At 41.9% G+C, this 14,405-nt stretch carries 12 protein-coding genes; 9 read left to right on the top strand and 3 right to left on the bottom strand.

Features of this window, described 5'->3' with window-relative positions:
- Positions 1-398 precede the first annotated feature (398 nt).
- The 9 genes from AC1Z3K_RS07910 (at position 399) to msrB (ending at position 10,197) form a co-directional block, all read left to right on the top strand.
- A complete protein-coding gene (locus AC1Z3K_RS07910) occupies positions 399-2,072 on the top strand; it encodes a peptide ABC transporter substrate-binding protein (protein WP_426084573.1) in 1,674 nt (557 codons plus the stop codon).
- A gap of 179 nt (positions 2,073-2,251) precedes the next feature.
- Positions 2,252-3,049: a TIGR00282 family metallophosphoesterase gene (locus tag AC1Z3K_RS07915; RefSeq protein WP_426084572.1), complete on the top strand. Its 798-nt coding sequence runs from the start codon at positions 2,252-2,254 to the stop codon at positions 3,047-3,049.
- Positions 3,050-3,070: 21 nt separating this feature from the next.
- Positions 3,071-3,223 (top strand): hypothetical protein, encoded by a 153-nt coding sequence (locus AC1Z3K_RS07920; RefSeq protein ID WP_461732409.1) that lies wholly within the window; start codon positions 3,071-3,073, stop codon positions 3,221-3,223.
- Positions 3,224-3,366: 143 nt separating this feature from the next.
- Entirely contained in the window at positions 3,367-3,738 is a 372-nt protein-coding gene (locus AC1Z3K_RS07925; protein ID WP_426084570.1) for a YlbF family regulator, read from the top strand.
- Position 3,739: 1 nt separating this feature from the next.
- Entirely contained in the window at positions 3,740-6,310 is a 2,571-nt protein-coding gene (gene mutS, locus AC1Z3K_RS07930; RefSeq protein WP_426084569.1) for a DNA mismatch repair protein MutS, read from the top strand.
- Between the two features lie 30 nt (positions 6,311-6,340).
- Complete coding sequence (gene mutL, locus AC1Z3K_RS07935; RefSeq protein ID WP_461732410.1) at positions 6,341-8,431, top strand: DNA mismatch repair endonuclease MutL; 2,091 nt, start codon at positions 6,341-6,343, stop codon at positions 8,429-8,431.
- Between the two features lie 22 nt (positions 8,432-8,453).
- Complete coding sequence (locus AC1Z3K_RS07940; protein WP_426084567.1) at positions 8,454-9,017, top strand: Maf family protein; 564 nt, start codon at positions 8,454-8,456, stop codon at positions 9,015-9,017.
- 12 nt (positions 9,018-9,029) lie between these two features.
- Positions 9,030-9,521 (top strand): acyl-CoA thioesterase, encoded by a 492-nt coding sequence (locus AC1Z3K_RS07945; RefSeq protein WP_426084566.1) that lies wholly within the window; start codon positions 9,030-9,032, stop codon positions 9,519-9,521.
- Between the two features lie 241 nt (positions 9,522-9,762).
- A complete protein-coding gene (gene msrB / locus AC1Z3K_RS07950; protein WP_461732411.1) occupies positions 9,763-10,197 on the top strand; it encodes a peptide-methionine (R)-S-oxide reductase MsrB in 435 nt (144 codons plus the stop codon).
- A gap of 98 nt (positions 10,198-10,295) precedes the next feature.
- Here the strand turns inward: msrB and AC1Z3K_RS07955 are convergent, their stop codons facing one another.
- Genes AC1Z3K_RS07955 through AC1Z3K_RS07965 form a run of 3 tightly spaced genes read right to left on the bottom strand, consistent with a single transcriptional unit; the run spans position 10,296 to position 14,261 of the window.
- Positions 10,296-11,852, bottom strand: coding sequence for a response regulator transcription factor (locus AC1Z3K_RS07955; protein ID WP_461732412.1), 1,557 nt, complete (start codon positions 11,850-11,852; stop codon positions 10,296-10,298).
- Positions 11,845-13,287 (bottom strand): sensor histidine kinase, encoded by a 1,443-nt coding sequence (locus AC1Z3K_RS07960; RefSeq protein WP_461732413.1) that lies wholly within the window; start codon positions 13,285-13,287, stop codon positions 11,845-11,847. The genes AC1Z3K_RS07955 and AC1Z3K_RS07960 overlap by 8 nt, the downstream gene beginning before the upstream one ends.
- Positions 13,288-13,298: 11 nt before the next feature.
- Complete coding sequence (locus AC1Z3K_RS07965; RefSeq protein ID WP_461732414.1) at positions 13,299-14,261, bottom strand: ABC transporter substrate-binding protein; 963 nt, start codon at positions 14,259-14,261, stop codon at positions 13,299-13,301.
- Positions 14,262-14,405 lie beyond the last annotated feature (144 nt).

Below are 14,405 nucleotides of genomic sequence, written 5' to 3' on the forward strand. Positions count from 1 at the left end.
GAGCAGTAGCACATACCAGCATTGAACTGCGACGAGTAACCGCAGGAGCAAAACCTTCAGAAATAAACCAAAATTCACAAAAATTTGAGAAACATCAGGTAGGAATCAGTCAACATCGATTGGCTCACATTTGTGTTTCTTGGTATTTCCGTGAATTTCTTCTTATTACTGAGAAACACAGTGAGGAACGAGCTGATGTTAAGCAGTACCTATTTGGTTCTCGAGACTAAACACTTCTGTTCCATCCTAAGCTGTTTTGCACTGTATATAGTTTTTTTCATCGTAAGCTCATCTAAATTTTACTGGTTGCTTAATTTTTCATAAGGGTATATCATTGCGGGAGGAAAGTATTTTTGATATATTCATACTAGATTTAATTTTATGTAGGAGGTTTTCTAATGGGGATCAAAAGAAAAACAACTTTAGGGTTTGTTGCAGCGACATGTGCATTAACACTAGCTGCTTGCGGAACTACTGGCGGAGGAACATCTGACAGCGATAGCGGTTCAGGTGGAACAGCTAGTGGTGAACAGGTATTTAGATATGTTGAAAGACAGGAAATTCCAAGTGCAGATCCGTCTTTGGCAACTGATGAGGTGAGTTTCATTGCCTTGAATAACGTGTATGAAGGGATTTATCGACTAGATAAAGATAATCATCCACAGCCAGCTGGTGCTGCAGAAATGGCAGAATTAAGCGAAGATGGTTTGACGTACAAAATCAAACTTAGAGAAGATGCAGTGTGGAGCGACGGCGAACCAGTTACAGCGAAAGATTATGTCTATGCATGGCAGAGAACTGTAGAACCTGAAACAGCTTCAGAATATGCATATATGTTTGGACCTGTAAAAAATGCAGAAAAAATTACAGCTGGAGAAATGGATAAAGAAGAGCTGGGAATTAAAGCTGTAAGTGACTACGAGTTGGAGATCACATTAGAAAAAGCAACGCCTTACTTTGATTATCTGCTGGCATTTCCTTCATTCCTGCCGCAACGTCAGGATATCGTAGAGAAATACGGCAAAGATTATACAACAGCAAGTGATAAGTCTGTCTACAATGGTCCATTCACTTTAACTGATTTTGACGGTCCTGGTACAGATACAAACTGGTCATTTACAAAAAATGACACATACTGGGATAAAGATACAGTGAAATTGGATAAAGTAGTTATCGATGTTGTAAAAGAAGCACCAACATCATTGAACCTGTATCAAGATGGTCAAGCAGACGATGTGCCATTGTCTGGTGAGCTGGCTATGCAGATGAAGGATGATCCGGACTACATGATTCTTGAAGCGGCTTCTACCTTCTATTTAGAAATGAATCAGCGTGATAAAGATTCTGTGTACAACAATGTCAATTTACGTAAAGCTTTTGCTTATGCAATCGATCGTGAATCTCTGGTAACTCAAATTTTAGCAAATGGTTCTACTTCTGCTGAAGGTCTAGTTCCAAAAGGTTTGACGAATAATCCAGATACAAACGAAGATTTTGCTGAAGAAGCAGGAAATCCAATTGTTTACGATGTAGATAAAGCAAAAGAATACTGGGAAAAAGCGAAGAAAGAATTGGGAATTGATTCATTGGATATGGACTTTCTAGTTGATGATTCAGATGGCGGTAAGAAGCTAGGTGAATATCTGCAGGGCTCTCTTGGCGAAACCCTGGAAGGCTTGAAGGTAACAGTTAGTCCAGTACCGTTCTCTGTACGTCTGGACCGTACTGAAAAAGGTGATTTTGAAGTGGCACTTGGTGCATGGGGAGCGGATTATGCGGACCCAAGCAGCTTCCTTGATTTATTTGTAACAGGAAACTCTTACAACCGCGGACGTTATTCAAACACTAAATACGATGAACTAATTAAGAGTGCTTCAACAACAAATGCTAATAATCCTGCTGCACGCTGGAAAGATTTATTGGATGCAGAAAAATTAATCATGGACGACATGGGTATTGTACCAATCTATCAAAAAGCAGAAGCGCACTTACGTACGCCAAAAGCGAAGGATATCTTCTATCACTCTACTGGTGCAAAATATGACTTCAAATGGGCATATATGGAAGACTAATCAGCCTCATCCAATACTATCTAATGGAGGAGCCTGTATAGACTTTTAAGGACACTATTAATAAGAGAGGAGAACAACACTCGTTGTTCTCCTCTCTTTTTTCAGTTGGCAGAGCTTTTCATTCACTGGGAAAACTACTATAATGAATCAATAAGAATAAAAGAGAAGAGGAAGAATATTTGCGTATACTATTTATTGGAGATGTTGTAGGTTCACTTGGAAGAGAGACCATAACAGATTATTTACCTAAGCTGAAAAAGAAGTATCAGCCGCAGGTGACAATCGCAAATGGGGAGAACGCTGCTGCTGGGCGGGGAATCACCGGGAAAATATATAAAAAATTTTTGCAGGACGGTGTAGATGTAGTAACACTGGGAAATCATACATGGGATAACCGGGATATCTTTGACTTTATCGGCGAAGCTAAGAAGATGATTCGGCCGGCGAATTTTCCGGAAGGAACGCCTGGAAAAGGGATTGTCTATGTGAAAGTGAACCAGCTTGAACTGGCAGTTATTAATCTACAGGCTCGTGCCTTTATGGCTGATTTGGATGACCCCTTTCGCAAAGCGGAGGAATTGATTGAAGAGGCCAGAAAACGAACACCCTTAATTTTTGTTGATTTTCATGGAGAAACAACAAGTGAAAAGCAGGCAATGGGTTGGTTCTTAGATGGGAAGGTCAGCGCAGTTGTTGGTACACATACTCATGTACAGACGAATGATGCCCGTATTTTACCAAAGGGAACGGCGTACCTGACAGATGTTGGGATGACTGGTCCTTATGATGGTATATTAGGGATGAAGCGGGAGCCAATCATTGAGAAGTTTTGGACAGCACTGCCTAAGCGCTTTGAAGTGGTCGAAAGCGGACGAACTATTTTATCCGCTTGCTATATTGAATTTGATGATCAAACGGGTCAGGCTAAGGATATCCAGCTGATTCAGATTAGTGAAGACCGTCCATTTCATGAATAACAGCGGCTGGTGGTTAAAGATATGAGAGCAAAAGCTGGAAAGAGCGGGGATAGAGATGATGCCTCGCTCATTCCTGTTTCCGGTGAAAAAGCTGCAGGGCTGAAGACTGCTTGCTTAGTCAAGCTACTCCGCTTTTTGAGTGCCGGTTCAAAAAGCTTGGCTAGAACAGAATGATGTGAGCGCTGCAAACTGTCTATGGTGGGAAAAATAACCAAAAGTAGTTTTTAGCTGTCGGAATTGACGTTTGGCAAAATTTCAGAATGTGTTAAAATAAACATACATATTTTTACAAAATTAAATGAGTGAAGGTGTGAAACATGGAGCAGCCTATTGGAGACAAAAACATAGATGCAGAGCTGACGAAGCTATTGGAGCTGCTGGAGGAAAATGAGACAATTCAAGCATATAAGCGGATTGAACAGAGAGTAAAGGACAACGAAAAGCTGACAGAGCTTGTAGAGAATATAAAAGCTGCCCAGAAAGATGCTGTTCAGTTTGCTCATTACGGCAAACCGGCTGCTGAGCAGGAAGCATTGAAGCGGGCGGATGAATTGACAGCTGAATTTGATAATCATCCTCTGGTTGTTGCCTATAGAGAACAGTTAAAGGAAGCAAATGACCTTTTGCAGCATATTACGGCAATGATTCAGCGAGGCGTCAATGATCAATTAGAGAAGGAAGGGCTATAAATTGCCGCAAAAAACCAGACACACCCCTATGATGGAGCAATATTTGACAATAAAAGGGCAGTATCCTGATGCCTTTCTTTTTTACCGTCTAGGCGATTTTTATGAGATGTTTTATGAAGATGCAGAAAAAGCAGCACAGCTTTTAGAGCTGACGCTGACAAGTAGAAATAGAAATGCTGATGATCCAATACCAATGTGCGGTGTTCCGCACCATGCAGCACAAGGTTATATTGACACACTGGTTGAAATGGGCTACAAAGTTGCTATCTGTGAGCAAGTGGAAGACCCTAAAACAACACAGGGCATGGTTAAACGGGAAGTAGTTCAGCTCGTTACTCCTGGAACTGTAATGGACAGTAAAGGCTTGGAGGCTAAAGACAATAACTACCTGACAGCCCTGGTAGCAGCTGACGGAGCATATGGTCTGGCTTATGTGGACTTAACAACCGGAGAGCTGAAAAGCACCCTGTTGACTGGAGAAGAAAATGTTGTTAATGAAGCTGCGGCTCTACAAACAAAAGAAGTAGTTTTAGGCAGCGAGATACCAGAAAGCTTGTCTCATGTGCTGCAGGAAAGGCTGACGATTGTTTTTTCAGAACAATTGGAAACGCAGGAAAATGCAGAGTTTAGTTTTTTAACCAGCACATTATCTCAACCGCTGGAAATCGAAGTGACGCAAAAGCTGCTGACCTATCTTGCGGTAACGCAAAAACGCAGTCTAGATCATATTCAACAAGCAGTGGAATACCAGCCAAATCATTTTTTAAAAATGGATTATTATTCAAAATTTAACTTGGAGCTTACCCGCTCTATTCGTTCTGGTAAGAAGCAGGGAACACTGCTGTGGCTGCTGGATGAAACTAAAACGGCGATGGGCGGCCGTCTTCTGAAGCAGTGGCTGGATCGTCCGCTAATACAAGAAAAACAAATTTTTCGTCGGCAGGAGATGGTTCAATCCTTACTCAATGCTTATTTTGAGCGTGTTGATTTGCAAGCAGCGCTGACGAAGGTTTATGACCTGGAACGTCTTGCCGGCCGGGTGGCTTTTGGAAGCATCAATGGACGGGACTTGATTCAGCTGAAAACCTCTCTTGAGCAAGTACCAATGATTCGGGAGCTGATTGTCGGAATTAATCAGGGCGAATGGAATGAGCTTTTAGTTGAGCTGAATCCGATAGAGGATCTTGTTGATTTAATCGGTCAGGCGATTAGAGAGGACGCCCCTCTACAGATTACAGAAGGAAATGTCATTCGAGATGGCTACCATGAAAAGCTGGATGAATATCGGGATGCCATGCGTCATGGCAAGCAGTGGCTGGCAGAGCTTGAGGCTAAAGAACGTCAAGAAACGGGCATCAAAACATTGAAGGTAGGCTTTAATCGGGTATTCGGCTACTATATCGAAGTAACAAAGGCCAATCTGGTTAATCTGGAAGAAGGCAAATACGAACGTAAACAGACATTGGCAAATGCGGAACGCTTCATCACGCCTGAATTGAAGGAGATGGAGAAGCTGATTTTAGAAGCAGAAGAAAAATCTGTTGATTTGGAGTATCAGCTGTTTTTAGAAGTTCGGGAAGAAGTGAAGAAGAGCATCGACCGTCTGCAGCGATTGGCGAAATCACTGAGTACAGTGGATGTTTTACAGGCATTTGCGGTAGTCAGCGAACGCTATCAATACGTTCGGCCAGTACTGCGGTCTGGAAACGGCAGCTTATATATTAAGGATGGCCGCCACCCCGTTGTAGAAAAAGTGCTGGGACATCAGGAGTATATCCCCAATAGCATCAGCTTTGCTCAGGATGACTTGCTGCTGCTGATTACCGGACCCAACATGTCTGGTAAAAGTACCTATATGCGTCAGTTGGCGTTAACCGTAGTTATGGCTCAAATCGGCTGTTTTATTCCAGCCGAGTCGGCTGAACTGCCGATTTTTGATCAAATATTCACTCGAATTGGTGCCTCAGATGATTTGATTGCTGGTCAGAGTACCTTTATGGTAGAAATGATGGAAGCTAATCAGGCATTGAGACATGCAACGCCCAACAGCTTGATTCTATTTGATGAGCTTGGACGGGGAACTGCCACATATGATGGTATGGCATTGGCACAGGCGATTATTGAGTATATTCATAAAAAAGTTAAAGCAAAAACCTTATTTTCAACCCATTACCATGAGTTGACTGTGCTGGATGAATCACTAAGCAGCTTAAAAAACATTCACGTTGGTGCGGTTGAAAAAGATGGCGACGTAGTCTTTCTCCATAAGATGATGGAAGGACCAGCAGATAAAAGCTATGGTATTCATGTTGCAAAAATAGCCGGCATGCCTCTTGATTTACTGGAACGGGCAGCAGCTATTCTTTCCTCCTTAGAATCACAGGAAACTGCGGCCATTCCACTAGCAGAAAGTCCAGCTGTAATTGAGGAAGAGAGCGAACAGCTTTCCTTGTTCAAGGAAGTGTCAACAGACGAACTCAGTGTAATCGATCGATTGAAGAAGCTGAACCTGTTGGAGATGACGCCGATGGATGCGTTGAATACACTGTACGAATTGCAAAAAAGAATTTGATTCACTCCATAAAAGAGAGGAGTCCAAGCCATGGGAAAGATTAAAGAATTATCAGAGCAGCTTGCCAACCAGATTGCTGCCGGGGAAGTAGTTGAGCGCCCGGCTTCAGTTGTGAAGGAACTTATTGAAAATGCAATAGATGCGGGAAGTACACAGATTGATATCTTTATTGAAGAAGCCGGGTTGAAAAAAATTCAAGTGATTGATAATGGCGACGGCATCGCTCAGGATGATGTTTTGAATGCCTTCAAACGGCATGCGACAAGTAAGATTCATACGCGTGATGATTTATTCCGGATAAGAAGTCTTGGCTTCCGCGGCGAGGCTCTGCCCAGTATCGCTTCAGTATCTGAAATGACGATTGAAACAGCCGTAGCTGACCAGTCTGAAGGCAGTTTTGCCCGATTAACTGGTGGTAAAGTAGCGGAAAATAAACCAGGAGCTCTACGTAAAGGAACAAAAATTACCGTAGAAAATCTCTTTTTCAATACACCGGCCCGTTTGAAGTATGTAAAAACCATTCAGACTGAGTTGGCAACCATTGGCGATATTGTCAATCGGCTGGCCTTGAGTCATCCGGCTATAGCTTTTCGGCTGGTACACGATGGCAATAAGATGATGAGCACCGCCGGCACTGGAGATTTAAAACAGACGATTGCCGGAATTTACGGGATAAGTACAGCGAAAAAGATGCTGGAAATTCGTGGACAGGATTTAGATTTCGAGCTTTACGGTTTTGTTTCACTGCCGGAAGTAACTAGAGCCAGTAGAAATTATCTTTCGACGATTATCAACGGCCGATATATCAAAAATTTTATGTTAAATAAAGCAGTTATTAATGGCTATGGCTCTAAGCTGATGGTAGGCCGTTTTCCAATTGCCGTTTTGGAAATCACTATGGATCCGCTATTAGTGGATGTGAATGTTCATCCGACAAAGCAGGAAGTACGTTTGAGTAAAGAAAAAGAGCTGATGACGCTTATTAGTCAGGCGATTGAAGAAGCGTTAAGCCAGGAACAGCTGATTCCAAATGCCGCTGCAAATCTTAAATTCAAGACAAAAGTCGAGAATCAAAAAAAGGTTGAACAGCTGGAAATTCCTTTGACTGAAGACCAGTCAGGTGAAATGAGGCAGACGGAGGAAGTGCGTAAACCAGGCAGCCTCAGCTTTGATTCGACAAGCGGCCGTTTCTTTGTAGAGGACAAAAAACAGCAGAATGAACGTGAACAGGAAGCTGAAGAACCAGCGCAACAGCTGAGTAATACAGCGGATCCGGTAACGACGGGTACTATCAATGAAGACCTTTCAAATAATTATAAGACCAAACCGACATTCGTAAAAGGCTCTGTCGAAAGCATGGCTGAGTATCAGGTGCAGCAGGATACTCCTGAAGAAGTGGAGCAGTCGGTCGAGACTGTTGTCGAGGAAGAGCTTCAACGGGAACACCCGGATTTTGATGTTTCGAACAAAGACCAAATAAAAGAATTAAACCGAACGGTGGATCGGCTGGAGCAGGAACGAAAGACCGAGCGCTTTCCGGAATTGGAATATTTTGGACAAATGCACGGTACGTATCTTTTTGCGCAAAGCAAAAATGGCTTGTATATCGTTGATCAGCATGCGGCGCAGGAGCGGATTAAGTATGAATATTTCCGTGAAAAGATTGGTGAAGTAAGCAGTGATTTGCAGGAACTGCTGGTACCGATTGTTCTGGACTATCCGAACAGCGATGCAATAAAGATCAATGAACAGAAAGAAAAGCTGGAAAGTGTGGGCATCTATCTGGAAGGCTTCGGTCAAAACAGCTTTATTATTAGAGCACATCCAACCTGGTATCCATCTGGGGAAGAAGAAGCGATTATTCGGGAAATGATTGACATGCTTTTAATCACCGGTCAGGTCAGTGTGAAGAAATTTAGAGAAGCGACAGCGATTATGATGAGCTGTAAACGTTCAATTAAAGCAAATCATTACCTGAATGAGCAGCAGGCTCGGATATTATTGGCTGATTTAGCTACTTGCGCGAATCCGTTTAATTGTCCTCATGGACGTCCGGTGCTGATTCACTTTACAAATTCTGATATGGAAAAAATGTTTAAACGTATTCAAGATCCCCACTAAAGAAAATGAAAGAGGCAGGAAAATGAAAGTTATTTTAGCTTCACAATCGCCACGAAGACAGCAGCTGCTAAAGCGTCTGCTTCCAAACTTTGAAGTCGAAGCGGCTGCCATCAATGAAGCAGTGCCGCCAAATATGCTGCCGGAGAACTATGTTCAAAAGATGGCGATGGATAAAGCTCAGTGTATTTTTAAAAAGCATCCAGAAGCTAAAGTGATTGGCTGTGATACGATTGTGGCAGTAGAGAATGAAATTATTGGTAAACCAACGTCACGTGAGCACGCTTTCGAAATCTTAAAAAAGTTGAGTGGTCAAACCCATCAGGTATACACAGCAGTTGTTGTGATGGAAGAGGGCAAAACCGTTTCAATGCTTGTTCCAGCAGATGTAACCTTTTATCAGTTAACAGATGAAGAGATTAATCAGTATCTGGACAGTGGAGAATACATGGATAAAGCCGGAGCCTATGGCATACAGGAGCAGGGTGCTCTTTTTGTGAAGGAAATAAAAGGCGATTACTATACCATTATGGGCTTACCGATTGCCAGCTTATCCCGACTGTTGGCTGGCGATTATGAACAATTATAGAGGTGAAAGAAAATGAAGTGCTCTGAAACAAGGTCTGTACAGACTCATATTATTACCTTTCCATACTTGAATTATCATAAAACATTATTCGGCGGACAGCTGATGGCATGGCTAGATGAAACAGCCGGTATCTCTGCAATGCGTTTGTCCAGAGAACCTATTGTCACAGCTTCAGTAGATCATTTAGATTTTTTGGCGCCCTTGAAGGCTGGTCATTCCGCTTGTATCGAAGCTTTTGTTTCAGGAACCGGTAAGCGTTCGATGGAGGTCTTTGCGAAAGTAATCGGTGAAGATTTAGGTACGGGAGAGCGGTATTTAGCTGGAACGAGCTTTATGACTTTTGTAGTACCAAAGGGCAACGAGCTGCCGAAGATTGAACCGGTAACAAAAGAGGAGCAGTTTATTTGCAGCGGCTATGAAGGTCGTAAAGAGAATCGGCAGGAAAAACGTTCAGAAAGTCTTTCACTTGCTGCACATGTTGATCTGGACATGCCTTGGAAATAGTTTGACGTTTTTGAAGCAGCCGTGGCAGTAAAAAAAGGTAAGAGAACTACAGAGTAAAAACAAAGATTCAAATATTCAAATATAAGGGGGGAGTGGGAAGTGATTATTATCCTACTCCTTTTTAAAATGAGAAAACAACTGCGAGAGGAATATAGGCAGTTAAACAAGGTATAAGACGTCTTACTTCTGGTTTTTTTAAAGGAATGATACTATAAAAGAAATAAAGAAGGAGTGATTCGTTATGAAACCGTCAGAAAAAGAACTGAAAGAAAAATTAACGGATATGCAGTTTGCTGTCACTCAGGAGAATGCAACGGAACGTCCGTTCACAGGAGAGTATGATGATTTTTATCAGGACGGCATCTATGTTGATGTGGTGAGCGGCGAGCCATTGTTCAGTTCAAAGGATAAATATGATGCTGGCTGCGGCTGGCCGGCATTTACTCAGCCTATCCAAAAGCAGGACGTACAGGAAAAAGCCGATTTTTCTCACGGCATGCATCGGGTTGAGGTTCGAAGCAAAGAGGCTGACTCCCATCTGGGACATGTCTTTACAGATGGTCCGGCGGATCAAGGCGGGTTGAGATACTGTATCAATTCTGCAGCATTGAAATTTATTCCGGTAGCTGAACTGGAAAAAACAGGATATGGAGACTATCGAAAGCTGTTCGATTAAGACTGAGGATGCCATGACAGCTTACTCAAAAGTGAACCATAACTTGACAAAAAACCATTGAAAAGCACTGTTGCTTTCCAATGGTTTTTTATTGTAGCCTAATGGTTTTGGCGGTACTCCTTTGGCGAAATACCTTGCTTTTTCTTAAACAGAAAACTAAAGTAATTAGGGTCATTATAGCCAATTTCGAAGGCAATTTCAGATAGTTTCTGGTTCGTTTCTTTTAATAAGTTCTTAGCAAGACTAATTCGTTTATCGGTTAAATACTCAATAAAGGTTTTCCCTAAAGATTGCGAGAAGATGGTACTAAAATGAGCGGGGCTCAACGACAACTCGTCAGCAACCATGTTCAAAGAAATATCAGGGTCGGTATAATTCTCATTGATAAAGTTTATCGCATGTGTAATCACGCTGTGGTATTTTGACATGGACGGATGAATTTTAACTTCAATTAAGTAAGTAATCATTTTTCTAAGCAAGTCTTCATATTGCGCACTGTTGGAGGAAACATCAATCAAATTGGTCAGAGACTCTTGAAAGGGAAAATCCTCCGCAGCTGACTTCTGCTTCTTTTTCACCAAACCATTCAGCTCAGTCAGGATAAAGAATCGAATCATTCGTGTTCGTTCGTAATTTCCTTGTTCTTGTGCGAGCTTTTGAACCAAGCTTTCCATATTTGTTTCTGTCAACAGGAAAATTTCCTTGGCCAAATCCATTTTAAACGGATGGGTTGGAGATAATTCGCCTTCCTTCATATCGTCTTCATAGCTAATGATTTTTTCTGTTCGAAAATAACCATAGGTTCCCAGCATTTCCCGAGCTTTTTCAAAGGCTGAAGGAATTTCACTCAGTCGTTCCACAACCGGACCAATAGCTACTGCAATGTCATCCTGAGAATTCTGTTCCAGCTCGTGAATAAGGGTATGAGCTACCTGATAGCTTTTCTCCAGTACATCCTCTTTTTGGGAGTCAAATACCAGAAATTTGATAAAGCGTGAAGAAACACTGGAAAACAAAAGGTTTTCGTCTTCTTTAAATAGAAATTTCAAATATTCACTGAAATGAGTATAGTCTTCAAAAGCACTGTTAAACTGATTTGTTGCAAGAAGCACCGTGAACTTTTTACCAATAATCGATCGCTGAAAGCTCTCGGCCTCTTTAATGGCAGTAGAAATTGCCAGCTCTCCTTTGAATAAGCCGTTGAGAAAATGGTTTTTTTTGATTTCCGTAATCAGGACATCTGAGTCAGATGCTGTTGCCGGCACCTGCTTTTGCTGTTCCAGAAGGCGAACGACTTTGGCAATCGTGTGTTCTAACTCTTTATTTTTTATTGGCTTCAGCAAATACTCATCTGCTTGCACCTGAATGGCGCCTTTGGCATATTCAAAATCATCAAAGCCGCTAATAAAGATAATTCTTGTCCAAGGGAGCAGCTTGCGGGCTTCCTTGGCAAAGGTTAGTCCGTCCATGAATGGCATTTTGATATCTGTCAAAATGATATCCGGCTGTAAATCCAAAATGGAAGCCAGTGCCATTTCTCCATCTCCTGCTTCACCAATAAAGGTAATTGGATAATGCTCGCTAAAACTCAACACCTGCTTTCGCAAGCTATCCCGAATTAAATGCTCGTCTTCTACAATAAACACCTTATACATTTTCCTGCCCCTCCTGCTGTTTAGGAACAGTCACAGTCACGATTGTTCCTTGTCGGTAGCGACTCTCAACGGTAATGCCGGCTTGTCTGCCATAATAAAGCAGCAGCCGCTTATTCACATTATACAATCCGTAACCCGTACTAAAATCAGAATCAATGCCCTTTGCCAGCTCCTCTTGAATTTCAAGCAGCCGTTCTGATGTGATACCCAGACCATTGTCGGTTACAGTAAAAATCAGGCTGTCTTCTGTTTCCTGTGCGGCGACCTGAATTAATCCCGCTCTACGGATGAACTTAATACCATGATAAACAGCATTTTCAATCAAAGGCTGCAAAATCATTTTTAAAATCTTGTATTCCTGCAGCTGATCGGGTACATCGATTTCAAAGTTAAGCATCTCACCGTAGCGGATTTTTAAAATTACTAGATAATCCTTGATATGCCTGATTTCTGTTGCCACACTAATCCAGTCCTTGCCTTTACTTAGGGATATCCGGAAAAAATCAGATAAAGCAAAGGTCATTTCCTTGGCTTCTTCATAGCGTTCCTGTTCAATCAGTGAGACGATTGCATCCAAGCTGTTATAAACAAAATGAGGGGTGATTTGAGCCTGTAGTACTCGAACTTCACTTTGGGCAAGATGATATTGCTTAAGAGCATTTTCCTCGAGTAGTTGTGTTAAGTCATCCGCCATCTTATTTAAGCTCTCTGTTAAGGTAGAGAATTCTGGTGTTTCAGGAAGTGCCAACCGGTAGCCCAGATGTCCTTTGGCCAGCTCGTTAGACATAGTGATGAGGTTGTTTAAAGGCTCTTGGACTCGTTCATTTAAAAAGCGGCGGTTTTTGCTGACAAAATAAATGATTCCGACAAGAATGAGCAGCTCGATTAGACTGAGAAAAACCAATGATTGGATTAGCTCGGTGTTTTTCTGACTCGCCAGATTAATCTCAATGCGGACAAATTCCTGTAGAATATCTGAAAGCAGCTGCGTGACAGATTCCACCTGAACCATAACCTCTTTGTTTTTTTCATAGGAGTTTTCCTTGGTCAGGTTATTAAGGATGTCTTCCTGATAGTTCTCCAGTGTATCAATTATTCTTAAACTAACCTCGAGAATACTGCGTTCGCCTTTGGTGCTGGTATTCTCCTGAATGTGGTAGATATCTTTGCGGAGCTCGTCAACGATGCTGTTTTTCTTATAATCATTTAGCTGAATTTGACCAGTCACCACATCCCACATCTCCTCTAAGACAGTGTCGTCGACCTTGGCGGCAATTTCATTCGCCTCCTGAATGTTAGTGACCGTGTTCTGATAAATGAAAATCTGTCTGGAATAAAGGATTACACTAACGAGTAGCGGAATGACTGCTAGTGCAAACATTAGCTTATTCGCCTGGGAAAATATTTGCTGGATGCTGAGAACCTTCTTCTTCATAAGCTGCTCCTTCAATAATTTCTAGTGGGAATCGTATCCAGATTGGATTCAGAAAAAACGGTTTCCGGCATATAAATTTCATGAGCTAGTTCATGACCGGAAAAGTAACGTTCAATGGCGTTAGCCACAAACCAGCCGGCATTCGGGTTGCATTCAACGACACAGTTGACATCGCCGGCCCGCAGCTTGCGAATCATATCCTCCTGTGCGTCAATCGTTACAATAATGATATCTTTACCTGGAACAACATCTGTTTTTGCCAAAGCCTCCAACGCACCATGGGTCATTTCATCGTTGTGGCTATAAAGGACATCAATTGAAGAAATATCATGTTCTTCAATATACTGCTCCATCTGTTCCTTTCCCTTCATTCGAATGTAGTCTCCAGATAAAGTATCCACAATCTTCATCCGTGAATCACGGGAAATGGTTTCTTGAAAACCTTCTGTTCGTAAAGTTGTCGGAGAAGTTTCCGGTAATCCGGATAGCTCAAGGATGTTAATCTCTTCTTTCTGACTGTCCGCAAAATGATTGGTGACATATAAGCCACCCCGATTTCCCTCAGCTTTAAAGCTTGGACCGATATGCGTGATATATAGGCTTTGGTCAGAAACGCTAATGTGACGGTCAACGACAATTACAGGGATGTCCGCCTGTTTAGCTTCCGTTAATATAAGCTCCCAGCCATCTTCCTGTAATGGGGTAAATACAATTAAATCTACTTTGTAGGCAATAAAAGTTCGAATATCCTGAATCTGCCGCTCTTGACTCATGTAGCCGTTGCGGTATAAAACCTGATTGTTTTTTTCAAGTTCGGTTTTGATGGAATCAGTATGTTTTTTGCGCCATCTGCTTTCCGTTCCTGATTGAGAAAAGCCGATTACCAGATTTTTTTCTTCCTCTATATCAGCAGCTGCTGTGCAGGAAGTTAAAAGAAACAGTAACGGAAAAATAAATAATACTATTTTCTTCATCGTTTTCACTCTTTCTATCAAGACATTCTTTGTTATCTCTATTCTACCAAAATATGATGACTAACAGGGGTTGCAGAACAGTAAACGAAAAAAAATCAAGAGAATCAAAAAAATTCCCAGAAAAAGACATTTGTGCAAAAAAGA

This window comes from Enterococcus sp. LJL128, from assembly GCF_056924295.1.